General features: G+C 37.0%; 24 protein-coding genes. 11 read left to right on the forward strand and 13 right to left on the reverse strand.

Features of this window, described 5'->3' with window-relative positions; all coding sequences use genetic code 11:
* Window positions 1-34: 34 nt before the first annotated feature.
* Window positions 35-403, forward strand: a complete 369-nt coding sequence (folB, locus tag ACQY77_RS02065) for a dihydroneopterin aldolase (protein WP_421939650.1) — start codon at window positions 35-37, stop codon at window positions 401-403.
* A 3-nt stretch (window positions 404-406) separates the two neighbouring features.
* The gene (locus ACQY77_RS02070; RefSeq protein WP_421939649.1) at window positions 407-1810 is read left to right on the forward strand and encodes an FAD-binding oxidoreductase; all 1404 of its coding nucleotides are present in this window, start codon (window positions 407-409) and stop codon (window positions 1808-1810) included.
* 77 nt (window positions 1811-1887) lie between these two features.
* Here ACQY77_RS02070 and ACQY77_RS02075 read toward each other — a convergent pair whose 3' ends face one another.
* Entirely contained in the window at window positions 1888-2376 is a 489-nt protein-coding gene (locus tag ACQY77_RS02075; protein WP_421939648.1) for an acyl-CoA thioesterase, read from the reverse strand.
* 77 nt (window positions 2377-2453) lie between these two features.
* On the opposite strand from ACQY77_RS02075, the gene ACQY77_RS02080 reads away from it, so the two are divergent.
* A complete protein-coding gene (locus ACQY77_RS02080) occupies window positions 2454-2885 on the forward strand; it encodes an Hsp20/alpha crystallin family protein (RefSeq protein WP_421939647.1) in 432 nt (143 codons plus the stop codon).
* A 161-nt stretch (window positions 2886-3046) separates the two neighbouring features.
* Window positions 3047-4363, forward strand: coding sequence for a nicotinamide mononucleotide adenylyltransferase (locus ACQY77_RS02085; protein WP_421939646.1), 1317 nt, complete (start codon window positions 3047-3049; stop codon window positions 4361-4363).
* A 9-nt stretch (window positions 4364-4372) separates the two neighbouring features.
* On the opposite strand, the gene ACQY77_RS02090 is transcribed toward ACQY77_RS02085, so the two are convergent.
* Window positions 4373-5398, reverse strand: a complete 1026-nt coding sequence (locus tag ACQY77_RS02090) for a S66 peptidase family protein (protein WP_421939645.1) — start codon at window positions 5396-5398, stop codon at window positions 4373-4375.
* A 390-nt stretch (window positions 5399-5788) separates the two neighbouring features.
* Window positions 5789-5950, reverse strand: a complete 162-nt coding sequence (locus ACQY77_RS02095) for a hypothetical protein (RefSeq protein ID WP_421939644.1) — start codon at window positions 5948-5950, stop codon at window positions 5789-5791.
* A gap of 210 nt (window positions 5951-6160) precedes the next feature.
* On the opposite strand from ACQY77_RS02095, the gene ACQY77_RS02100 reads away from it, so the two are divergent.
* Window positions 6161-7462 (forward strand): DEAD/DEAH box helicase, encoded by a 1302-nt coding sequence (locus ACQY77_RS02100; protein ID WP_421939643.1) that lies wholly within the window; start codon window positions 6161-6163, stop codon window positions 7460-7462.
* 190 nt (window positions 7463-7652) lie between these two features.
* Here ACQY77_RS02100 and ACQY77_RS02105 read toward each other — a convergent pair whose 3' ends face one another.
* From ACQY77_RS02105 to ACQY77_RS02120, 4 genes are all read right to left on the reverse strand, one after another.
* Window positions 7653-8969, reverse strand: coding sequence for an OmpA family protein (locus tag ACQY77_RS02105; RefSeq protein WP_421939642.1), 1317 nt, complete (start codon window positions 8967-8969; stop codon window positions 7653-7655).
* Window positions 8970-9184: 215 nt separating this feature from the next.
* Window positions 9185-9799: a YdeI/OmpD-associated family protein gene (locus tag ACQY77_RS02110; protein WP_421939641.1), complete on the reverse strand. Its 615-nt coding sequence runs from the start codon at window positions 9797-9799 to the stop codon at window positions 9185-9187.
* Window positions 9800-9856: 57 nt separating this feature from the next.
* Window positions 9857-10387 carry an RNA methyltransferase gene (locus tag ACQY77_RS02115; protein ID WP_421939640.1) on the reverse strand — a complete coding sequence of 177 codons (531 nt, stop codon included), beginning with the start codon at window positions 10385-10387 and terminating at the stop codon, window positions 9857-9859.
* Between the two features lie 54 nt (window positions 10388-10441).
* On the reverse strand, window positions 10442-11593 hold the full coding sequence (locus tag ACQY77_RS02120) for a galactokinase (protein ID WP_421939639.1): 1152 nt from the start codon (window positions 11591-11593) through the stop codon (window positions 10442-10444).
* A 77-nt stretch (window positions 11594-11670) separates the two neighbouring features.
* On the opposite strand from ACQY77_RS02120, the gene ACQY77_RS02125 reads away from it, so the two are divergent.
* Window positions 11671-13113 (forward strand): galactose-1-epimerase, encoded by a 1443-nt coding sequence (locus ACQY77_RS02125; protein WP_421939638.1) that lies wholly within the window; start codon window positions 11671-11673, stop codon window positions 13111-13113.
* Here ACQY77_RS02125 and ACQY77_RS02130 read toward each other — a convergent pair.
* From ACQY77_RS02130 to ribD, 4 genes are read right to left on the reverse strand one after another with little or no spacing between them, the layout of a single operon-like run.
* Window positions 13110-13982: a nucleoside phosphorylase gene (locus ACQY77_RS02130; RefSeq protein WP_421939637.1), complete on the reverse strand. Its 873-nt coding sequence runs from the start codon at window positions 13980-13982 to the stop codon at window positions 13110-13112. The genes ACQY77_RS02125 and ACQY77_RS02130 overlap by 4 nt on opposite strands.
* A 19-nt stretch (window positions 13983-14001) precedes the next feature.
* Window positions 14002-14616, reverse strand: a complete 615-nt coding sequence (locus ACQY77_RS02135) for an IMPACT family protein (protein ID WP_421939636.1) — start codon at window positions 14614-14616, stop codon at window positions 14002-14004.
* Window positions 14606-15472: an EamA family transporter gene (locus tag ACQY77_RS02140; protein ID WP_421939635.1), complete on the reverse strand. Its 867-nt coding sequence runs from the start codon at window positions 15470-15472 to the stop codon at window positions 14606-14608. The genes ACQY77_RS02135 and ACQY77_RS02140 overlap by 11 nt, the downstream gene beginning before the upstream one ends.
* A complete protein-coding gene (gene ribD / locus ACQY77_RS02145) occupies window positions 15473-16525 on the reverse strand; it encodes a bifunctional diaminohydroxyphosphoribosylaminopyrimidine deaminase/5-amino-6-(5-phosphoribosylamino)uracil reductase RibD (RefSeq protein WP_421939634.1) in 1053 nt (350 codons plus the stop codon). It lies immediately after the preceding gene.
* A gap of 79 nt (window positions 16526-16604) precedes the next feature.
* On the opposite strand from ribD, the gene prmC reads away from it, so the two are divergent.
* On the forward strand, window positions 16605-17447 hold the full coding sequence (prmC, locus tag ACQY77_RS02150) for a peptide chain release factor N(5)-glutamine methyltransferase (protein WP_421939633.1): 843 nt from the start codon (window positions 16605-16607) through the stop codon (window positions 17445-17447).
* A gap of 2 nt (window positions 17448-17449) precedes the next feature.
* Here the strand turns inward: prmC and xerD are convergent, their stop codons facing one another.
* Entirely contained in the window at window positions 17450-18349 is a 900-nt protein-coding gene (xerD, locus tag ACQY77_RS02155) for a site-specific tyrosine recombinase XerD (RefSeq protein ID WP_421942399.1), read from the reverse strand.
* Window positions 18350-18513: 164 nt separating this feature from the next.
* Between xerD and aroQ the strand changes: the two genes are divergently transcribed.
* Together aroQ and ACQY77_RS02165 are read left to right on the forward strand one after the other, a co-directional pair.
* Window positions 18514-18936, forward strand: coding sequence for a type II 3-dehydroquinate dehydratase (aroQ, locus tag ACQY77_RS02160; RefSeq protein WP_421939632.1), 423 nt, complete (start codon window positions 18514-18516; stop codon window positions 18934-18936).
* A gap of 11 nt (window positions 18937-18947) precedes the next feature.
* Complete coding sequence (locus ACQY77_RS02165; RefSeq protein ID WP_421939631.1) at window positions 18948-19667, forward strand: peroxiredoxin family protein; 720 nt, start codon at window positions 18948-18950, stop codon at window positions 19665-19667.
* A 109-nt stretch (window positions 19668-19776) separates the two neighbouring features.
* Here the strand turns inward: ACQY77_RS02165 and ACQY77_RS02170 are convergent, their stop codons facing one another.
* Window positions 19777-20790 (reverse strand): glycosyltransferase family 2 protein, encoded by a 1014-nt coding sequence (locus ACQY77_RS02170; RefSeq protein ID WP_421939630.1) that lies wholly within the window; start codon window positions 20788-20790, stop codon window positions 19777-19779.
* A 120-nt stretch (window positions 20791-20910) separates the two neighbouring features.
* On the opposite strand from ACQY77_RS02170, the gene ACQY77_RS02175 reads away from it, so the two are divergent.
* Both ACQY77_RS02175 and corA read left to right on the forward strand, forming a co-directional pair.
* A complete protein-coding gene (locus ACQY77_RS02175) occupies window positions 20911-21522 on the forward strand; it encodes a WbqC family protein (protein ID WP_421939629.1) in 612 nt (203 codons plus the stop codon).
* Between the two features lie 3 nt (window positions 21523-21525).
* Entirely contained in the window at window positions 21526-22647 is a 1122-nt protein-coding gene (corA, locus tag ACQY77_RS02180) for a magnesium/cobalt transporter CorA (RefSeq protein ID WP_421939628.1), read from the forward strand.
* Window positions 22648-22737 lie beyond the last annotated feature (90 nt).

Genomic DNA, 22737 nt, shown 5'->3' on the forward strand with positions numbered 1-22737 from the left:
AAGAAAAATTAATTTTGCAAGATATCAATCAAAAATGAGCCATTTTAAACAAACAGTAGCCTTAAGGGATGTAAAATGTTTTGCACTGCACGGTTATTACCCGGAAGAACAACTCATAGGTAATCATTTTGTAATTGATTTAGAGACAGAATTCGATGCTATCGGATTTGATGATGAATTAAGTCAGACAGTTAACTATGAAGACTTAAATACCATCATCCTCAATGAGATGAAAAACACACAAAAATTGCTCGAAACAGTTCTAAAAAACATCATTTCAAAAGTTATTGAGCAATACCCATTTGTAGCAAACATTAAGGTAAGCATGAAGAAATTGAATCCACCGATGCCAGGACAGATCGGTCATTCGTTTGTTCAATTAAACTATACCTCAGCCAAATAGACAATGAATTTTACCAAAATTACTCCTGAAATTTTACAGGAAATCAAAAATAGCATAGGCGATAGCAAGGTTTTTACTGACGCTGAAAGCCTGGACAATTATAGCCATGATGAAACGGAAGACTTGCGGTATCAGCCGGAGGTAGTAGTAAAACCTACTACTCCTGAAGATATCTCTGCCTTGCTCAAAATATGTAACGGATACAAAATTCCTGTAACGCCAAGAGGTGGGGGTACAGGTTTGAGTGGTGCAGCCTTACCTGTTTACGGAGGTATTTCATTGTCGATGGAAAAGTTCAAGTCTATTATCGAAATCGACACCGAAAATCTTCAGGCAACAGTTGAGCCAGGCGTAATTACCGAAGAATTCATTAATGCAGTAGCTGAGAAAGGTTTACTTTATCCGGTTGATCCCAGTAGTAAAGGTTCATGTTTTATCGGTGGAAACGTAGCCCATGGCTCCGGTGGACCTCGTGTGGTTAAATATGGTACCATTAGAGAGTATATCCTGAATCTGGAAGTAGTTCTTCCTAACGGGGATATCATCTGGACGGGTGCCAATACCTTAAAATATGCTTCAGGATATAACCTGACGCAGTTAATGATCGGATCGGAAGGAACCCTTGGCGTGGTGACAAAAATTGTGACTAAACTTCTTCCAAAGCCTCAACAATCTGTTCTCATGATGGGGTCTTTCAGTTCCAATGAAGAAGCGTGTGCTGCTGTATCAGCGATTTTTAGAGCAGGAGTTACACCCTCTGCACTCGAATTTATGGAACGAAAAGGAGTGGAGTGGGTAATAAAATTCGATGACATTAAATTTGACTTAAAAGATGATGTGAAAGCACTTTTAATGATTGAATTTGATGGTGATGACTTAGACGATATCTTTAAAAACTGCGAAAAAACCAACGTTGTTTTAGAGGAGCACAACTGTACTGAGGTTTTATTTGCCGATACAGCACAGCAAAAGGAGGAGCTTTGGCGCATGCGCAGAACCATGGCCGAATCGGTAAAATCAAACTCAGTTTATAAAGAAGAAGATACTGTAGTACCAAGAGCAGCACTTCCTCAGCTGGTTGCCGGAATAAAAGCAACAGGTGAAAAATATGGCTTTGAAAGCATTTGCTATGGTCATGCAGGCGATGGCAATCTACATGTTAACATTATTAAAGCGGGCATGAGTGATGAGGACTGGAAAACAAAACTTAAACTTGGTATTGCAGAGATTTTTGAATTGACAACAGCATTAGGAGGCACTATATCTGGCGAACACGGAATAGGCCTGGTTCAAAAAGAATTTATGCCCATTAAGTATTCTGAAATACACCTTAATCTTATGAGAGGCATAAAACAAGTATTTGATCCCAGTGGAATCTTGAATCCTGGAAAAATAATGCCCGATTAAATTAATCAGTATAGCTATAACTTAATAAAAGAGGTTCCTGACGTAAACAGGAGCCTCTTTCCATATAAATACCTGTATTATGCATTCAACTGCTCGAAATTGATCATCTTCTGTTTTTCCGCCTCAGGAATGATAGTTGGCTTACCTGATGCATAATCCACAGCAATACAAACTGTTTTACCTTTGCTACAAATAACTTCCTCAGTGCCCTTCAATTTAACAATCTGATATTCTAAATCAAAACTTGTATTGCCAATTCTGGATGTCTTAACATGAACCGCAATCTGATCATTTGCAACTATAGGCAAGATATAATCAATTTCTGCATGTGCAATCACAATACCGGTTTTCTTCCAGTCCCAGTTCACAATCTCCTTCCAGTAGTTAGTACGCGCAATTTCAAAGTAAGTAAAATAAACAGAATTGTTTACGTGCCCCATCATGTCAAAATCTACGAACCTGATTGGAACATTAGTTTTATAGTTAAAAAAGTCAGAAAGGCTTTTCAACTCTGTCAATTTGTCTTTTGTTTTTGATTCTTTTTGCCAAAATGTCTTAAAATTCATGTTTTTTTGGTTTGGTATATAAGTTGAATAAGCTGAAGTATCAATTTAAAAATTAAAAAAAATAAAAAATTAGCGATATGACACTTGTAAATTTTAACAACAGAACCCGTAACACAGCGCCTTATTTTAACAATGTTTTTGACTCATTGTTTAGCGATGCATTAACAAAAAATAAAATGATCGATAAATCGCCGAATGTTAACATAAGTGAAACTGAGCAAGCTTATGTAATTGAATTGGCTGCCCCGGGTTTAAAAAAAGAAGATTTTCAAATTAACCTTAAAAAAGACACACTTTCTGTTTGGGCAGAAGTTAAAAGTGAAGGAACTGCAATAAATAAAGACTTCAGCCGTAAAGAGTTCGATTACAGCTCATTTGCCAGGTCATTTAACTTACCTGATAGTGCTGATGGTGAGAAAATCACTGCAGAATATAAAGATGGTATTTTAAGTATCACCATCAACAAAAAAGACGATTCTAAACTGCAAAAAGAGATTGTAGTTTCATAATAAAGAGATTGAAGTTTTTTTCATAATAGTTTAAGTTTAGGTTTTATAAGGGTAACGCTGGATAGTGTTACCCTTATTTTATTTTGCTTATTCAGTATTTAGATTGATTTTAATTTGGCATCTGGATTTACCGACAACGCATTTTTTTGTACTTTTGCGGCATGGAAAGAGAAATTCTGGATACTAAACGTAAAGCATTAAAAATAAACCTCGACCCAAGAATCTACGGTACATTTGCCGAAATTGGTGCCGGTCAGGAAGTTTCAAGAAACTTTTTTAATGCTGGTGCAGCATCTGGAACAGTAGCTAAAACGATGTCGGCATATGATATGACCTTTAGCGATGCCATCTATGGTGCTGAAGCGAATGGGAGGTATGTGAGTCAGAATAGGCTTTTGCAAATGCTCGACCATGAATTTGGCCTTCTAACCGAACGTTTATCTGGTGAAAAGTATGAAAGCCGCACATTTTTCGCCTTTGCAGATACGGTAACGACTTTAAATTACAAGCGTACCAACGAGCCACATGGCTGGGTTGGTATATGTTTCCAGAACGAACCGGGTGGACTTCCTAATGAGATCTTCTTTCACGTTAGATTGCTGGATACAGACGTGAACATGCAACAGCGTGTGCTGGGTATCATCGGAGTAAACCTCGTATATGCGGCATTTTACCACTATCAAGACCCGAAATTGATGGTTGAATCCTTAGCCGATAATTTGACCATTGGATCAGTAGAAATTGATTTAATATCTGTAAAAGGCCCTGCCTTTGAAGGGGTTGATAACATTTTGTTAAACCTTTATATGATTATGAAGGATTTCTCTGCAGCTGCGATTTTTGATTCAAATGCTCATCCTCGGCAGGCTAAAGACCTATTGTACAAAAAAGACATTATGATCTTGCGTACCAAATATGGCCAGAAATCAAATCCTAACTTCAGTTTATTTAACAAAGCTACAGAACAGTTTAAACGCACCAACCACGTAGAGGAAGGCAATTTAGCGGTTATGATTGAAGTGCTGTTAACGAATGTTTTGACGGATGCACAGGAAACTCCTGATGATATAGATCTGGAATCTGTAGCCAAGAGAACACAAGATATGTGTGATACGGGCAACATTGTAATTGTATCCAATTTTACCAGACATAACCGTTTAGCTAAATATCTTGCACGATGCAAACCTAAAAGTGTGGGCTTAGCTACCAATATTAACAACTTAAAGTTTGTATTTAATTCTACAAACTTTACCGGCGAAAACTATTCTGGTCAGCTGTTAAACTATGTAAACGATATGTTCAGTACCAATGTAAGGCTTTTTGCTTATCCATTTTTAGATAAGAAAACCAATCAGGTAATCACTACTGCGAATATGCCTGTTACTCCGGATGCAAAGCCGCTCTTTGATTTTCTCTTGGTAAACGATTATATTACTGATATTAAAGATTACGAAGAGGACGAGGTTAAAACAGTCTAATTTTGACTTTCATTGTTGCGACATCAATTTAGTTCCTGTTTCGGCCACCATTAAAGTATGTTTAACGCCACATTTTAAAGCATAATTATTTCTTTGGTGACCAACAGGAAAATCAAAGGCAATAGGGTATCGGTAATCTTTTACCTTCTCGAGTACAATTTCGTAGATCGTTCTTCCGAATTCATCCCCCGTTTCATCTGGTTTAACTTTAAATCCACCTACAATCAGCGCTTTTAAATGCGTCAATTTCCCGCTACGTTTTAAATTCCACAGCATCCTGTCTATACTATAAAGGTATTCTCCGGTATCTTCTATAAAAAGGATCTTATCTTTTGTATCTAAATCAGATTGGCTTCCTGCAAGGGTCTCAATAATACTTAAATTACCACCCACCAAAACACCCTCCACATTTCCTAAACGATTATTAGGATGAGCTGGGGCCACATATCCCATTTGCTCGCCCATTAGTGCGTTTTTAATAGATAAAATGGTTTCAATCTGAATGGGCTCAGCCTTAACCCAATCGTCTGGAAAGCTGTTACACATTTTTGAATGTATAGAGGCTATTTGATAATGCTGAGTTAAATGGCAGTGAATTACTGTGATATCACTGAAACCAATAATCCATTTAGGATTTTTTTTGAAAGCTGAAAAATCCAAACGATCAATGAACCGTACAAACCCATAACCTCCGCGTGCACACATGATCGCCTTTATAGTAGGATCATCGAGCATCTGCTGAAAATCAATCAGGCGCTCTTCGTCTGTTCCTCCGAAAGTAAAATCTCTTTTTCCTATGGTTTCACCAACTTTGATATTAAAACCCCAACTTTTGATCTGTGTAACAGCAGATTCGATTTGCGGAATAGTAATGTAACCTGCCGGACTTGTTATCCCAATCGTATCGCCTGTTTTTAGATATTTTGGAACTTCGTAATTTTTTTTTTCAGTTTCTACCTCATTTGCAAATGTTTTAATAGGAGAAAGTAACGCTGGAACTGCAATAAATGAAGAAAGGAAAAGTTTTCTGTTCATCTAAATGAAAAATAATGGATGGTTTAACGAATATAGTATTTATAATCACGTTGCAAATGTAAAAAGGGATTTATATCCATAAATCCCTTTTCTAAACCAAACAAATTAATCTGTAAAAGATTAGTATAATGTGAATTATATAGATAACCAAGATCGAATTAAAATGTTTTGACTTTTTTGAAAAAAAATAAATTCTTATAAAAAAAGAAAGACTATCCATCGCGGATAGTCTTGCTAACAACAAAACAAATATAAGATAACCAAATCTTCCCTGATCTGAGCTTGATCGGGATTAAAGTGTAATGAGTAACACTTGTGGCCTGGTAGCGGATTCGAACCGCTGTATTCAGTTAAAAACCTTTACCTTCCAATCGGTCAACTGGCCAATGCTTAAACCTGTTTTAACGTTAAATAGTCTTGCAGTTCAATAGCTTGCTCATCTTTAATGACAGCCGAAAGGTTGATGCCATATTCTACCTTAACTGCTGTATTGATGGGTAGCACCAAAACAGGATATTCATCGATTGCAGGATATTGAAAATAAATAGACATACCTTTGTACATTTATGTTTAAAACCATGTTTAACGTATCAACAGGAGCAAAGATATAAATATTTCTATAATATCTATAGATTTAGTAGATTTTATTAAAAAATATTTTTTTTTGTTTACAGTACCTGAAAAACAAGTTAATATTGGTTCCATTCATCAAAAGCTAATTATTTTAAGGATATTTGCAATTCTTAACAAATTATAAGAATTGTGTCTTTAGAAAAATTAAAACTTAGTAAGCAACTTGTTGCATCCATGACAGATGCAGGATTTCTGACTCCAAAAGAAATTCAATTGAAAACAATGTCGAGGATTTTGGGAGGCCAGGATGTTGTTGCGGTAGGTCCGGAAGGATCCGGTAAAACAACTACATATGTTTTAGCAACGCTAATGAAATTAAAATATGCGTTTGAGGAAGCACCCAGAGCACTAATCCTCGTTCCAGACGCCGAGCACGTTGCACATGTTCTAGAGCAATTCAAATTACTTAACCGTAACAGCACCTTCCGTATTTTAGGTATTGATAGTTCAGGAAGTATTGAGACTCAGATGAATGAAGTTACCGATGGTGTAGATATCATTGTTGCAGTTCCTGATCGTGCAAGAGCTTTATATTTAAAATTGGCTTTAAATACCAACAAAATTCAACTTTTCATTGTCGATAATGCAGAGCTGATTGTAAAGAAAGGTTTGCAGCTACCAGTTGTAGAATTGGCCAATAGCGCTTACAAAGCTCAACATGTCGTATTTACTGAAGTGCTACACGATAAGCTTAACCACATGATTTCTCCTTTCATAAAAGATTCTGCTGCCACCATTGAAGTAGATGAACTGGGAGAGGCACAAGCAGAAGTTTATCCGCAAATGCTCTATAATGTACCGAATTTCAGAACTAAGTTAAATCTCCTGACACTTTTATTAAACGATGCGGAAACCTTTGATAAGGTTATCGTTTTTGTAAATACCAGGCTTACGGCTCAAACGGTTTATAAAAATTTCAACCACATCAATGAACAGGAAATTGGGATTTACAAACCCTTATTTTTTGATGATGCAGGATTTGACAGTATTGATGAATTCATTGAAAATACAAATGCGCGAGTGCTAATTGTTGCAAATGAAAATTTCAGTGAAACTGATCTGAGGGGTGTTCCATTTATTTTACACCTGGAATTACCGGAGCGAAAGGAAACTTTAATTCAACGCATTATTAAACATGATGAAAATGAAGAAGTTATTGCCATCAATTTTTCTACCGATATTGAACTGGTAGAAGTTAAAAAGATTGAACAAGCTTTGGGGCAGAAAATGCAGGTTATGGATTTACCAGACGATTTGAAAGTGGTTGACGCCGCTGCAAAACCTAAGAAGAAAAAAAGCGGAGAAGAAGAGGAGCAATCTGAAAGGGGCGCTGCATTTCATGAGAAGAAAGCCAGCAACACCAAAAATTACAATTACAGCGCTGGTGCAAAGGCGAAGATGACTTATAAAAAGAAAAAGGGACTTAGTTAGTCTTTAGTACCCAGTATAAAGTAGTTAGTACCTAGTAGAAAGTAGTTAGTATGAAGTAGTGTGGTCAATCTTTTTGTAGCACACTGTTTATAATAGAACCTAGACTGATAACTCAACAAGCTTTTGCCAACAACAATAAAAAAAGCCTCCGAAATAATTCCGGAGGCTTTTACACAAATGTTATTTATGATTAATATAATGTAAATTCTACACGACGGTTTTGTTGACGACCAGCTGCAGTTTTGTTAGTTGCAATTGGCTGATCAGGACCGTAACCTGTAGCTTCAACTCTTGAGGCATTAGCACCTTGAGAAACTAAATAAGCCTTTACTGATTCAGCTCTGTCTTTAGATAAACGTAAGTTCAACTCTCTGCTACCTGTGTTATCGGTATGTCCGGCCAACTTTAAGCTAAAGTTTTTCTCTACTAACAAGGCAGCAACTCGATTCAATGTAGCATATGATTTAGAGCGAATAGTTGATTTTCCTAAATCAAATTCTAAGTTAGAAATTGCATCTCTTACCACTTTACGATCAGCTTCAGTAACCACTACTTTGGTTTCTTTAACCACTTCTCTCTGAACTTTGATTGGACAACCTGAGCCATCTACTACTGTTCCGGAAGCTGTTCCCGGGCATTTGTCGAATTTGTTTGCTACACCATCATTGTCATCATCACCCATATCTTTAGCATACTGTTCTCTATCTCTTTGAGCATTTTGCTCTGCCGTAGATAATGCTCTTCTCAACTCTGAGCTTTCTTCAGCACTTTGCTTACGTAAATCAGCTAATGAACTGTAGTTCTGTAATTGAGGTTTTTCTTTGTTTCCAATTGCAAACTCTAAACCAGCATGTGCATAAGCAAATTTGTCGTTTGTAGGACCATTAAAACCATCAAATTTAGCCGATTTCACAAAGTTTACGTCGTAACCAAAATCTAAATTGATTCCTTTAGCTACGCCTAATTTGAAACCAGCTCCAACCGGAACAAACCATCCGTCTCTGTAAAAACCTTGATCACTTGTAGCAGGAGAGGTTGTTGCGCCTGATGACATGTAACCGGCACCGGCCTTTAAATAAGGTATTAAAACTGCGTTCTCGTTGTTGATATTAACGTTAGCAACATTCCAAACAGCGCTTAAAGCTCCGGACCATTGAATGTTTGTTTTGTAACCTGTGTTGGCGATAAACCCACCCGCTCCGTTTGAAGCTCTTAATTCTTCAACTTTACCAGCTAGGAAATCAGCCTGAATACCTAATGATGGCAGGATTTGCTTTTTAACGTACCCGCCGTAACCAATGTGCTCTACCGGAGTTTCGAAAGCGTGATTGGAATTTCCAAAAACAGTTCTTGGTGTAAGCAATCCGCCATGTACACCAACCGACCAGGTTCTAAATACTTTTGGTGAAAAACGACCTGTTGAGGTCGACGTTTCCTGTGCAAATAATTGTGATGATAAACCTAATAAAGCAACCAACATTGTTGATTTAGTAATTTTCGAATTCATGTTTTTTATATTTTGTAGATATAACTTCTTAACAGTCTTTTAACAATACTGTTTAGCTTCGACCATGAAAAAATCTTGCCAAAGGACAGAAATTAACCTCAAACAACATGTAATCAGAACATTAGAACCTTAAAATAAACTTTCAAAAATGTTACGTTAAACGTTGAAATTACCAAAAAATTGTACTATTTACTATACAAAACCAGATCATGCTTTTATTTTGCACCTGGATTCTTCTTATCTGTTAGGAGTAATTCAAGAGATTTTCCGATCCTGCTTTGTCGTGTCTTTTCTTGCTTTGCACTTAAAATCCAAAGTACATATTCCTTCCTGTTTGTGTAGGATAGGCTATTGAAAAAAGCTAATGCCTTGGGCTGAGAAACTAATGTGTCTTGAAAATCTGCAGGAAGTTTTACTGTTTTTGTTTCAGGATCAATAAAATCACCGAATTCGTTCGTTTTAATGTGATCGTTTCTCATTCCCGAAGGTTTTACTTCTGAAATCAATTTCAAACGCAAGGCAGTCCATGTTTCGTTTACCGCAACAGATGCACAAGGTGATAAACCAAAATTACCAAGTTCGTCCCAGCTTTTCATCAGATCTAAATCTGAGCTTATTTTAGATGACTTTTTCGGATAAAAAACCCAAAATATTGTTTTCGAATGTATTAATGAGAGATTTTTTTGAATTTGATTATTCAATTCCATTTTACTTGTTGTAAAGATGATCAAGGCATCCATGGTCATTGTTTCGCCATAAGTAAACGCAACGTCAGCAGGAATGTCACCAAAAATACCGGCCGTCTTTTCGGGTGCATTTTCGATTTTCACCTTAAAATTAGCCTTAATCTGAAGTTTTTTTAACAGAGGATTTACCATGTCAGTAAATTATAACTTCAATTTAGCAAAGAAATCCCATAGTACAATGCCAGCAGAGATTACAATATTAAAAGAATGCTTTGTTCCGAATTGAGGTATTTCTATGCATTCATCTATTTTTGCCATCACCTCATCACTTACACCATCTACCTCGTTTCCGAATATCAGCGCATATTTTTTAGTTTCATCAGGCTTAAAAGTATTCAGCATCGTGCTGTTTTGAGCCTGTTCAATCGCAACGATTTCATATCCGGCTGCCCGCAATTCATCCACGGCTGTAATGGTATCAGGATAATGTACCCAATCTACAGACTGTGTTGCACCCAATGCAGTTTTTTCAATTTCACGATGGGGTGGTTGAGCAGTTATACCACACAACACTACCTTCTCTAATGCAAATCCATCTGCAGTGCGAAATACGGAACCCACATTATGCATGCTGCGCACATTATCTAAAACCACCACTACAGGTAGTTTTTCCTGGGCTTTAAATTCTGCTATATCTGGTCGGTTTAGTTCGTCGAGTTTTAACTTTTTCATTTTATTTTGATTGCACTGAACAACTTGCATCGAAATTGTACGCACATTTAATAATTATAATTTGATTGGTCCGTTTCCTATTTCACTGATATAAATGGCGGCATAATAACCTATTCGATCGAAATAGTAATCAGACAATTGTTTGGCAAAATCTTCCTCAAAACCCTTCTTAAGTAAAGCAATAGCACAACCGCCAAAGCCTGCTCCAGTCATTCTTGCCCCAATAACAGGTTCATAGCTTTTGCAGAAATCAACTATCGTATCCAATTCCTTTCCGCTCACCTCATATAAGTCTTTAAGCGACTCATGCGAGGCATACATTAAACGACCAAATAATTCTAACTGACCATTATTTAAGGCTTTAGCGGCATGATGTACCCGATCATTTTCTTTTATCACATGTGTTGCCCTATTCAGGATTGTTTCATCAGTAATCAAATGACTATGGAGGGCGAATTTTTCAAATGTAAGCTCACAAAGATTATGCAATGCAATTTCCTTGTTGAGTAGTTTTAATGCTGTCTGGCATTCTTGAACGCGCTCATTATATTTAGAATCAGCCAGTGCACGGGGTTTATTGGTATTGATGATAGCCAGCACATATTCTCCCAGGTCCATATCCACCAATTTGCTTTTAAGCGTGTCGCAATCTAATACAATGGCTTTGTCTTTTTCACCAAAAGCAACCGCATACTGATCCATAATACCTGAATTTACACCAATAAACTCATTTTCGACACGCTTTGCCATTTTTACAAGCTGCAATTTATCGTACCCTAAGGAAAGAAAATCGTTTAAGGCAAAGGCTGTTACAATCTCTATAGAAGCTGATGATGACAAACCAGAACCAATGGGAACATTGCCATAATAAAGCATATCTAATGCAGGAATTTGATGACCATCCTTTAAGAACTCATTAATAATTCCTATCGGATAATTGAACCAAAAGCCTTGATTTTTAACCTGAATCTGATTGGCTTCCATTTCACCATATGCCTCAAAATTTAAGCTCTTAAATCTGGTTTTTCCCTCCATATTGGGACTGAGCGCAAGCCAGGTTCCCATGGTAATGGCACAGGGCATCACCAGACCGCCATTGTAATCTATATGCTCGCCGATTAAATTCACACGTCCTGGAGCAAAGTAGGTTGCTACAGCATTATGATTATATGACTGCGCAAATTTCTCTTCAAGTTTAAACTTCATTTAGCTTAAAAAATATTTATAAAAGCAAACAATAATGTTATGTTTGTTTGGGAAACAAAAGCCCTAAGTTACAATTTATGAAAGTAAAGCAAACACCTACAGGTAACATTATTAACGGCAACGAAGTTGTTGCTATAGAACTCACCAATAACAAAGGCACTTACGTTAAAATATTTAATTACGGAGCAATCATCAATAAGTTTGTGGTTAAAAACGCCAAAGGAGAGCTACAGGATATTGTTTTAGGTTTTGACACCTTTGAAGAATATCTGAATCCTGAATACCTCAAAAACGGCGCTTACTTAGGAGCTGTGGTTGGCCGGTATGCTAACCGCATTAAAAATGGTAGGTTTACCATTGATGGGCAAACCTACCAGGTGGCACAAAACGCTGGCCCTGACGCTTTACATGGTGGTATTGAAGGCTTTGACAAAAAGGTTTGGGATGTTATTGATACTACAGAAGAACCTCATGCAGCTGTAACGCTTTCTTATGAAAGTGAGGATGGTGAAGAGAACTATCCGGGAAACTTAATCGTTGATTTAACATTTGAATTAACAGACAATGACGAGTTGATTCTGACTTATGAGGCAGAGACAGATCAGGCTACAGCCATTAACTTAACCCATCACGGTTATTTTAACTTAAATCCGAATGTGGCAAATATAGCGCAGCACGTACAACAAATTTTTGCTTCCAATTACCTGGAACAGGATGATAATTACTCTGTAACCGGGAAACTTATTCCGGTGAAAGACACTGCGCTTGACTTTACCACCGCTAAAGAGATTGGTAGAGACTGGAATCCTGAAGAAGGTTACGATCAAACCTTTGTTTTGGATAAAACCTATGGTGATTTGACCTTGGCGACTAAAACATTTGAGCAAGAAAGCGGTTTAACATTAAGTGTGTATACCACCGAACCTGTAGCGCATTTATATACGGCAAAGTATTTAAGTGTGAAAGCTGGAAAAGGAGGGAAGGATTACAATGGATATGATGCATTTTGTGTGGAAACACAACATCATCCTAATGGAATAAACATCCCGGAATTTCCTTCAACCATCTTAAAGCCGGAAGATTTGTATACACAGACTACTATTTATAAGGTTTCAATAAATAAAGCTATGTTTAAGGTTGATGATATTAAGAAAGCAGAATCCAGGATAAAAACCGGAGCAGATTTTCCAGAATTTATTAAAACACTTAAATCTTTTGGAATTAAGCGCAACGATGTATACGTTACCAACGGCTTATCTGTGTATTTTGGCGATGATCAAACCGAGCAGATTAGTCCTGATGAATACCCCGATTTGCTGATTAATGAAGAATCATCTCCTGAGAAGCTCAAGCATGCTTTACACATTCATCAACGCGGTGAAACCGATTTTGCAACTTTCTGTAAACAGGCAGCAGATGCAGGGGTAGAGAAATGGGTTGTTGATTTGGAAAACATGACTTGCACTTATCTAGATAGCGAGCAAAAAGAACTGGTTATTGAACAGATTTCCGAAGTTTAACAAATTTCGGAAATCTTCCCTAAAACGTCCTTAATCGCTTGATCTACAATCTTATTTGGCGCTTTACTAAATTCCAAATTAACACGGCTTGCGAGTATAGCATTAACAGACAAGGCCTCATGTCCTAAAACTTTAGCCAGGGCATATATACCAGCGGTTTCCATTTCGAGGTTGGTAATTCTGTTTTGATTGCTTTTAAAACTGTTGATTAAACCAATAAAATTTGGGATGGCATTTTTTGCACGCACTAATCTACCCTGAGGGGCATAAAAACCTGGGGCAGTAATCGTAATTCCCTTAGCCATATCTTTACCAATGGTATTCAACAGCTTATCGCTCGCGGCTGTTAAATAAGGATTAATGTGTTTTAGATGTGCAAAATGAGATTTGATATCATCAAGCAGTAAACGTTCATCTCCTGATAACTCATGTACATAATAATTCATCAGTGCATCCATTCCTAAACCAAAAGAAGAGGCTAAAATGGTACCCATGGGTACATCAGGCTGTACAGCCCCCGAAGTTCCAATTCTGATAATATTTAAACTTGTTAGGTCTTTTTTAATCGCTCTGCTTTCAAAATCAATATTAACCAAAGCATCAAGTTCATTAAAAACAATGTCAATATTATCGGTACCGATTCCTGTAGAGAGCACTGTTATGCGTTTTTCTCCGATATATCCAGTGTGGGTTATAAATTCCCGCTTACCCTTTCTAAGCTCAATCCGATCGAAATATTTACTCACTTCGCTCACCCGTTCAGGGTCACCTACAGTAATAACAGTTTGCGCGATGTCTTCAGGCAATAAATTCAAATGGTAAATTGTCCCATCTGGGTTAATGATTAAGTCGCTTTCGGATATTTTCATGCTTCTATAGATAAGTCAATTAAATGGTATGTAAATACTGGTGCTTTAATCCTTCAATTTTATCAAACTTAGCTAAAACCTGGTTGAGTTGCGCTTTTCTTACCTCAAATGTTAATACACACTGGATATCAAAATTTTGAGACAAAACCATTAAACTTTCTTCCTTTACCAAACGCATCACATCATTCATCTGCAGGTAATCAAATTCTACCTGATAAATGTCATTTACTGTTTTGCTTATAATAGTTGCCGTTTTTATAGCTTCAATGCAGGCATTTTTATAGGCATTAATAAGTCCGGGTACTCCAAGCAAAGTTCCGCCGAAGTAACGTACAACAACTACTAGAGCATTGGTGATGTCTTCTGATAAAAGACAGTTTAAAATGGGTCTGCCAGCAGTACCAGAAGGCTCACCATCGTCATTGATTCTAAAGACAGTACGATCGGGGCTAAGCCTGTAAGCATAACAAAAATGTCTGGCCTTTGCATGTTCTGTCCGTAAGCTTTGCAAAATGGGCTTTACTTCATCTTCTGAGCGGATAGGATAGGCATACGCAATAAATTTGCTTCCTTTATCTCTAAAGATTCCCTCTGCGTTCTCAGCTATCGTTTTATACGTATCATCAAACAGCATAAATCTGAGATAAAGTGATTAATATTACTGCAGCAATAGCCAATATAATACCCAGATAATTTAGCCTGGATAGTTTTTCCCTAAAAACGATAAGGCCCACTAAACTTCCCAGTACAATTACCCCTAAATTCATTGCAGCGAAAACGGTTGAGGGATTTTTAGCCAGGGCCTGATGTGCTTTGAGATAAAATAAGATGTTTGCGAAATTAAAAAGGCCTAAAATAACACCACAGGCTAAGTTTACCAATTGAATTTTAGTTTTTCCACTCCCCGTCATTACAGCTACCACCACAACAGATACAACAAAAGCCAAACAAAATACAATGAATAGTGATGTGGTATAGGGTAAAGCTTTGTGTAAGGCAATCTGTTTAAACAGTACGTCTATAACGCCGAAGCCCAGAAAAACCATAATCGGGTAGATCCAATTACCAGCCGTAGGTTGTCTTTCAGTTTTTCGTATAAAAGTTAAAAAAATTGCAGGAAACCCAACAATAAGCCCGATCAGTTTATATTGATTAAAATCTTCCTTAAAAATGAAATAAGCGGCAAGTATTGGAATAAATAAGGAAAGTCTCTGCGCTATATCGGTTTTTACAATACCCAGCCTTTTAATCGATGCGGCCAGAAAAAGAAATATTGAGGGTAACAAAACAGCTAATGCAATATAAATTGGCCATGGTGCAGTCGATGTAACCAAAGAAACATCAGGTTTAAAGCATAAAAAGCAAAGTATAAATGCTGTAAGGTAATTAACGGTAACGGCTTGTATAATGCTGATCCGGTATCTTTTAGCTAACTTTAAAAGTACAGCTACGGTTACGCTACAACATATACTTAAAATAATGTATATCATCTACTTAAACTTATTTATATATATAGAAAGTTTATCTGAGTTTAATTGAACCTGTTCCTGAAGCATACCATTAATAACGGGAGAAGCAATGCCTTCTGTCCAGCTGTTAGCAGCGCTAAATATCCGGGCTTCATCCCAAAGTCCTGCATCTAAAAATTGTTTCAGTATTTTGGCACCACCTTCAATAATTACCGATTGGATATCCATTAGATAAAGTTGAAACATGATTTTTTGGGGCAGATAATATTGCATGTCTTCCATTTGAATGTAATGAATATTGTCTACTACATCAGTTTTTATTTCATTAAAAATAATGGTTTTTGCTTCCTTATTAAAAATGTGGTTGGAAGCAGGGATATCCAGACTCTTATCGATAACCAGGCGAACAGGATTTTTTCCCGGCCATTCCCGAGCAGTTAATTGGGGGTTATCAACAATTGCAGTATATTTTCCAATTAATGTGGCGTCTTCCTCTGTTCGCCATTTATGCGCCAAACGTTTTGCCAGCAGACCGCTTATCCATTTTTGGTGTCCGTTGCTAGCGGCGAAATAGCCATTTGCAGTTTCTGCCCACTTCAGTATAACATAAGGTCGCTGCTGTTTTAGGCGTGTAAAAAATCGCCTGTTAAAAAAACTACATTCACCTTCCAAAACCCCGGTTTTAACAGCTATACCGGCAGTTTTGAGTTTTTCAATACCTTTCCCATCTACAGCAGAAAAAGGATCGGTATTGCCAATTACAACCTGCTTAACCTGGTGCTTTACCAGTAAATCGGCACAAGGAGGTGTTTTACCAAAATGGGCACATGGTTCCAGGTTTACATAAATCGTTGCCTGTTTCAATAGTTGCGCTGCATTTTCAGGATGCTGATCAAAAACAGATTTGATGGCATTTGGTTCGGCATGGGCCTGACCATATTCCTGGTGATATCCTTCGCCAATTATCTTACCATTGGCAACAATTACACAACCCACCATAGGGTTTGGGCTTACCTTTCCCATTCCCAGTTCTGCTAATTCTAAACAGCGTTTTATGTAAAATTCATCGCTCATTAGGGCAAAAATAGGAAAAAATGGATGATGAGCGGGAGAAATTGAAATTGATATCTGGTTAAATTGTAATTTTGCAACAATGAAACTCCGCGAACTGGAAGAATACTACCAACTTGAACTGGCACCTGTTTATCATGCAGAAGAAGGGGCAGCAATGTTCGGTTTAGCTGCAGAACAGGTGCTTGGCTTATCTCCGCTTAAACTTAGGATGGAGAAGGAAAATGTGTTATCAGATATTAACCTGCAAAAAATGCTAACCATTCTGAACGAGTTAAAAATGCATAAACCCATTCAGCATATTTTAGGTCAGGCACATTTTTATGGCGCTGTTTATAAAGTAACTGAAGATGTATTGATTCCCAGGCCTGAAACCGAAGAACTTGTAGACTGGGTTGTAAATGATTATTCTACCCATAAAGAACTCAATATTTTAGATATCGGAACAGGTTCGGGTTGCATCCCCATTAGCTTAAAACGGCACCTGCCTGCAGCTAAAGTGGGCAGTATAGATATCTCTGAAAAGGCCCTGATTGTAGCCCGAGAAAATGCACATACCTTAAACGCCGGTATTGAATTTATTCATGCAGATATCCTGGAATATGATACTGAAGAAAAATTTGACATCATTACCAGCAACCCGCCTTATATCAGAAACTTAGAAAAGAAAGCCATGCATCAAAATGTATTGGATCATGAGCCACACACTGCATTATTCGTTCCGGATGAAAACCCCTTATTATTTTACAAATCGATAGCCGACTTTGCGAAAAAAACACTAAATAATAGTGGTGTTGTATATTTTGAAATTAACGAATATCTGGGAAAAGAAACGGTAGATATGTTAATGAAAAGAGGTTTCTCTAATGTGGAACTCAGAAAAGATATGCAGGGAAAGGACAGGATGATTAAGGCAAGTTTATAAGATTAGCTCCTGGGATGAAATTGTGTTACCACTTCCCTTAAATAATTACGATCTAAATGGGTATATATTTCTGTGGTGGTGATACTTGAATGTCCAAGCATTTCCTGTACTGCCCTCAGATCGGCACCACCTTCTATCAAATGTGTAGCAAAAGAATGTCGTAAGGTATGCGGACTGATGGATTTTTTCAATCCTGTTTGAATGGCGAGTTGTTTAATCAAATTAAAAATAGAAATCCTTGACAGTTTAGCGCCAAAGCGGTTAAGAAAAACAAAATCTTCATTCCCTTTTTTAATATTTTGATGAACCCTTATTTCTTTCAAATAGATATCCAACAACTTCAAAGCCACGCCGCCAACAGGCACTAAACGTTCTTTATTCCCTTTTCCAATTACCTTTAAAAACTCTATTTGCGGGTAAATATTGGAGATTTTAAGTTCAGTTAATTCTGAAACCCGTAAACCGCAGCCATACAAAACCTCAATAATAGCCTTATTACGCATACCTTCTGGTTTTGATGCATCAATAGACCCGATCAGGTTATTAATTTCATTTATGTTTAAGGTATCGGGCAACTTTCTTGTGATTTTAGGCGCTTCTAATAAAGCGGATGGGTCAACTTCGATTACATTTTCGAGCAACAAATAACTAAAGAAAGCTTTTAGGCTAGAAATTACACGTGCCTGCGTGCTTGCCAGCATACCCAATTCATTTAACCAGGAAATGAAAAGCCTGAGATCTGCAATGGTAATTTCAGATAACCTCAATTCTTTTGATATGGATTGGTAAAACTGATGGAGTTTATCTAAATCGCCCAGATAGGCTAGAATTGAATTGTCTGCAAGTGAACGTTCCAGCCTTAAATAAGCTTTGAATCCCTTAAGGTATGATTGCCACATAATCAGTTTCTGTTACAGCCGTAAAATAAACGCCTGCATTTACTTCGCTAATATCAAGAATTTAATCTTAATAGTATGTTAAAATATCAATCCATCAAATATTTTGTGATCATTGCGTATAATTGCAATCTAAAGCACAACCTTAAAACAGTAAATAATAATTAAACATGAAAATACAAATCATCAATGGTCCTAATTTAAATCTTCTTGGTGTTCGTGAACCGTCAATTTATGGCAACACAAGCATTGAAGATTACATCAAAGAATTAAAAGCTGCTTATCCATCGATAGAAATTGTTTATTTTCAAAGTAATGTAGAAGGAGAAATTATTAATAAACTTCATGAAGTTGGCTTTAGTTATGACGGGGTTATACTAAATGCAGGCGGTTATACGCATACCTCTGTAGCCATTGCCGATGCCATTGCAGCCATAAAAACACCTGTTGTAGAAGTACACATTTCTAATATCTATGCAAGGGAAGAATATCGCCATGTATCTTTAACCGGAAAAAACTGCAAGGGAGTACTCACCGGATTTGGAATGAAAGGATATCGCCTGGCGCTGGAAAGTTTAATTATCGAATCTTAAAATATATTAAAATGCTAAAAAAAACGCTTCTCATCCTTTTAACATTTATTGCATTAAATCTTAAGGCACAAAACGCCTCATCAACCAAAACAACATTAAATGAAAGTATGGTGGTTAGGGGAGATGATGGTATGGTATATCCCTACAAAACATGGAAAAACCTAATGTTAACCGGAAAATATGCCATTAAGAAACGCGGGACTTTTACCGATAGCGGAACACCGGAGTACCTTATTTACCAACTCTCAGAAGCGGAACAGGAAGCACACTTTAATCGGGTAGCTAAGCCACGGGCCAGCGATTCTTTTAAAGAAGGAGAAGAGTTTAAAGGCTTTAAAGCAACTGATATTAACGGAAATAAATTCGATTTACGGGAAGCCAAAGGAAAAGTGATTGTACTTAACTTCTGGTTTATCGATTGCCCGCCATGTAAACAGGAAATCCCGCAGCTTAACGAGCTGGTAGCAGCGTTTAAAGACAATCCAAATGTTGTATTTTTAGCCATTGCCCTCGATGACAGATTTGCAATCAGAGAATTCATTAAAACTTCACCGTTCAATTACAACCTGGTTGAGGGGAGACCAATTGCAGCCAAATACGGTGTAAAGGGTTATCCAACACATGTTGTGATTGATACAGCTGGAAAAATTAAATTCAGCACTTTAGGATTGGCCAGCAATACAATTCATTGGATAAAGAAATCGATTAATGAGTCTCTGGCAAGTAATTAATTGAAGAGAAAGTTTTTTATCCAGAATACCCCCTAAAATTGAGGGGTATGGTTATTGTGGAAATAATTTTTCATTATTATCTTAATAATCAATATCATTACCACCCATCCTAGCTAAGTCTGTTAAAGTATTTTATTTTTTTTATAAAGAAAGCCCATACAATGCTGCTATTATAAACGCCGGCATGTTCAGCATATGGCCTTTGCACTTGTGTTCTTTTTTTGGCTGTTTTAAAAACAGATTTAACAAAATGCCAGTGCCCTTTACTTACTGCCAGGGTAAATTTAGGTTTGCCTGAAAGGAGAAAATGCCACCAGGCAATAAAGTCAATCCACATCCTTATAAAAATGCGAAAGGCTGCATCACCGGCAGGCAGATTTTTCTGCATAATGATGAGGTTATTTCTAAAGTTGAGATAAGTTTTAAAAGGATTTTCGGTTTGTAAAGTTCCGCCACCTACATGAAAAACCTCAGATTCAGGGCAATACATTATTTTATAACCTAAGTTTTTTAAGCGCCAGCAGAGGTCAATTTCTTCCATATGGGCAAAAAGATCTGCATCTAAACCTCCTGTTTCTTTCCAATACCGGCTTTTAATAAAGAATGCTGCACCGCTAGCCCAAAAAATTTCCTGTTGCTCATTGTATTGGTTTTGGTCATCTTCATAAACATTAAAAATTCTTCCCCTGCAAAAAGGGTAGGCGTATATATCGAGAAAACCGCCAGCAGCCCCCGCATATTCAAACTGTTTTTTATTATGGAAAGCTTTAATTTTTGGTTGTGCAGCAGCAATCAGCTCATCGGCTTCCATTAAAGCTATAACGGGTTCAATCCAGTTGGGCGTTACTTCAACATCAGAATTTAGCAAAATGTAATAATCTGCTTCTACACGTGCTAAAATCCGATTGTATCCTCCTGCAAAACCATAATTCAAATCATTGGTTAATACCTCAATGCCCGGAAAATTCTCTTTTACAAAAGCTACAGAATCATCGGTAGATCCATTATCACCTACAACAATCTTTAAATTATCATATTTAGAGCGCAGTACGCTGGGTAAAAACTGCTCTAAAAATGCTTTACCATTCCAATTTAAAATAACAACGGCTACCGAAGGATTCATGTGTTTTATCTGTCTTATATATCCAGCGCTAAAAAAACTTGCATCTGCACCTAAAAAATGAATAGGTTAGTGTATTTTTGCCAATATTTTAACGTTTGGGCTACAAACATAAATTTTCAAATGCAGAATACAGCTATACTTCCATTATTTTATCTTCCGCCGGTTGGTTATTTTAGTTTATTACAAAAGTTAAACCCAAACTTCTTAATTGAAAAGTACGAGCATTTCCCTAAACAAACCTACCGGAACCGGGCTAGTATTTATTCGCCAAATGGAAAATTAGACCTCACTGTACCCGTTGTTAAGGGCTCTAAGATGCATACAGTAGCCAGCGATGTGAAAATAAGTAATGATTTTAACTGGCAACGCTTACATTGGATGAGTTTACAAAGCTGTTACCGAAGCTCGGCCTATTTCGAATTTTACGAGGATGAATTATCACATTTCTACACTAAAAAATTTGATTACCTGTTTGACTATAATCTGGAACTCCTTAACTGGTTAAATAAAAAACTAAAATTAAACCTGGAGATTGCCTTTACACCAGAATACAATAAGGATATTGATGCAGAATCGGATTTCAGATCAATGATGAATCCAAAAAAAACCGAAGATATTGTAAACAATAAGCCCTATTATCAAGTTTTTGAAGATAGGCATCAATTTTTGCCTAACTTAAGCATTGTAGATTTATTGTTTAATCAGGGGCCACAATCCCGGTTATATCTTTAACATATGGCTAAAAACAAACCTCGCCACAGGCATAAACATTATAAAGTACCAGAACCCGGAACCAGCCCCGGACTTTATGCCATTGATGATGATGCACTAAAACCAATTATTACCTTACATATATATAACGAAAAGACCTACCAAAAAGAGGAGATCAAAAACATTAACAATATTGATAGGGTTATTCAAAATAAAGAGTTTTCGTATTGGTTTGATATTAAAGGTTTGGCAGACCCTAATATTTTTGAAACGTTATATGAGAAGCTCAACGTCAGCCGGTTGGTGCTGGAAGATATAACCAGTTGTTATCAGCGACCAAAAATTGATGAGTATGACAACGATAAATATGTTTTTGCAGTAAGCCGCCATCTTTTTTTAGAAGAAGGCAATGGATTGTGCAATGAGCAGATATCTTATATTTTACTGTCCAATTGCTTAATTACATTTCAGGAAGATTATCAGGACTGTTTTAACCCTGTGAGGAAGAGGCTCGAAGTAGGCAAAGGAAATATACGTATTGGAGGCAGCAGCTACCTGATGTACGCCATAATGGATGTAATTGTAGATAATTACTTTTCTTTACTTAATTTTTGGGGAGAAGAACTGGATGCCATCGAGGATCGGCTTTATGACAGGCCCGACCGCCAGATCATGTATGATACCCAAGCGATTAAGCGTTCGTTAATAACCATTAGAAAGGTGGCCTGGCCAGAGCGGGATAAACTAAATGATATTATCAGAAGCGATAGTCCATTAATTAGCGACCTGACCAGAACCTATATGAAGGATGCTTACGACCATTGCATTCAGATTATCGATTTTATCGAATCATTAAAAGAGATTTCCTCAGCAAACATAGACATGAACCTTTCTATCATCAGCAACAGGATGAATGAAATCATGAAGGTTTTGACTATTATCTCATCCATATTTATTCCCTTAACCTTTATTGCCGGAATTTATGGAATGAACTTTAGCCGGGAAGATCCGTCCACAGGGAAGATATTGCGCGACAATATGCCTGAACTATACGCCGAACATGGTTATGTGTACACCTGGTTGGTAATGGCTATTATTGCCGTAATCCAAGTGATTTACTTTTGGCGAAAAGGCTGGTTTAAATAAACTTTGAATTAAGTCTTTTAATAGTCTCCATTAAATTAAACGTATTTTCATACATTGGTAGAAAAATAACACATCCCTTTAAAAGGATCA

Origin of the sequence: Pedobacter sp., assembly GCF_965279535.1 — a bacterium.
Lineage (GTDB): Bacteria > Bacteroidota > Bacteroidia > Sphingobacteriales > Sphingobacteriaceae > Pedobacter.

Coding starts and splice junctions, on each gene's coding strand:
- ACQY77_RS02090 (WP_421939645.1), bottom strand. CDS start 5,398: ATGAACAGAAAACTTTTCCTTTCTTCATTTATTGCAGTTCCAGCGTTA.
- aroQ (WP_421939632.1), top strand. CDS start 18,514: ATGAAAATACAAATCATCAATGGTCCTAATTTAAATCTTCTTGGTGTT.
- ACQY77_RS02070 (WP_421939649.1), top strand. CDS start 407: ATGAATTTTACCAAAATTACTCCTGAAATTTTACAGGAAATCAAAAAT.
- ACQY77_RS02085 (WP_421939646.1), top strand. CDS start 3,047: ATGGAAAGAGAAATTCTGGATACTAAACGTAAAGCATTAAAAATAAAC.
- ACQY77_RS02115 (WP_421939640.1), bottom strand. CDS start 10,387: ATGAAAAAGTTAAAACTCGACGAACTAAACCGACCAGATATAGCAGAA.
- ACQY77_RS02140 (WP_421939635.1), bottom strand. CDS start 15,472: ATGATATACATTATTTTAAGTATATGTTGTAGCGTAACCGTAGCTGTA.
- ACQY77_RS02095 (WP_421939644.1), bottom strand. CDS start 5,950: ATGTCTATTTATTTTCAATATCCTGCAATCGATGAATATCCTGTTTTG.
- ACQY77_RS02080 (WP_421939647.1), top strand. CDS start 2,454: ATGACACTTGTAAATTTTAACAACAGAACCCGTAACACAGCGCCTTAT.
- ACQY77_RS02075 (WP_421939648.1), bottom strand. CDS start 2,376: ATGAATTTTAAGACATTTTGGCAAAAAGAATCAAAAACAAAAGACAAA.
- ACQY77_RS02170 (WP_421939630.1), bottom strand. CDS start 20,790: ATGAATCCTTCGGTAGCCGTTGTTATTTTAAATTGGAATGGTAAAGCA.
- ACQY77_RS02125 (WP_421939638.1), top strand. CDS start 11,671: ATGAAAGTAAAGCAAACACCTACAGGTAACATTATTAACGGCAACGAA.
- prmC (WP_421939633.1), top strand. CDS start 16,605: ATGAAACTCCGCGAACTGGAAGAATACTACCAACTTGAACTGGCACCT.
- folB (WP_421939650.1), top strand. CDS start 35: ATGAGCCATTTTAAACAAACAGTAGCCTTAAGGGATGTAAAATGTTTT.
- ACQY77_RS02130 (WP_421939637.1), bottom strand. CDS start 13,982: ATGAAAATATCCGAAAGCGACTTAATCATTAACCCAGATGGGACAATT.
- ACQY77_RS02165 (WP_421939631.1), top strand. CDS start 18,948: ATGCTAAAAAAAACGCTTCTCATCCTTTTAACATTTATTGCATTAAAT.
- ribD (WP_421939634.1), bottom strand. CDS start 16,525: ATGAGCGATGAATTTTACATAAAACGCTGTTTAGAATTAGCAGAACTG.
- ACQY77_RS02175 (WP_421939629.1), top strand. CDS start 20,911: ATGCAGAATACAGCTATACTTCCATTATTTTATCTTCCGCCGGTTGGT.
- ACQY77_RS02105 (WP_421939642.1), bottom strand. CDS start 8,969: ATGAATTCGAAAATTACTAAATCAACAATGTTGGTTGCTTTATTAGGT.
- ACQY77_RS02120 (WP_421939639.1), bottom strand. CDS start 11,593: ATGAAGTTTAAACTTGAAGAGAAATTTGCGCAGTCATATAATCATAAT.
- ACQY77_RS02135 (WP_421939636.1), bottom strand. CDS start 14,616: ATGCTGTTTGATGATACGTATAAAACGATAGCTGAGAACGCAGAGGGA.
- corA (WP_421939628.1), top strand. CDS start 21,526: ATGGCTAAAAACAAACCTCGCCACAGGCATAAACATTATAAAGTACCA.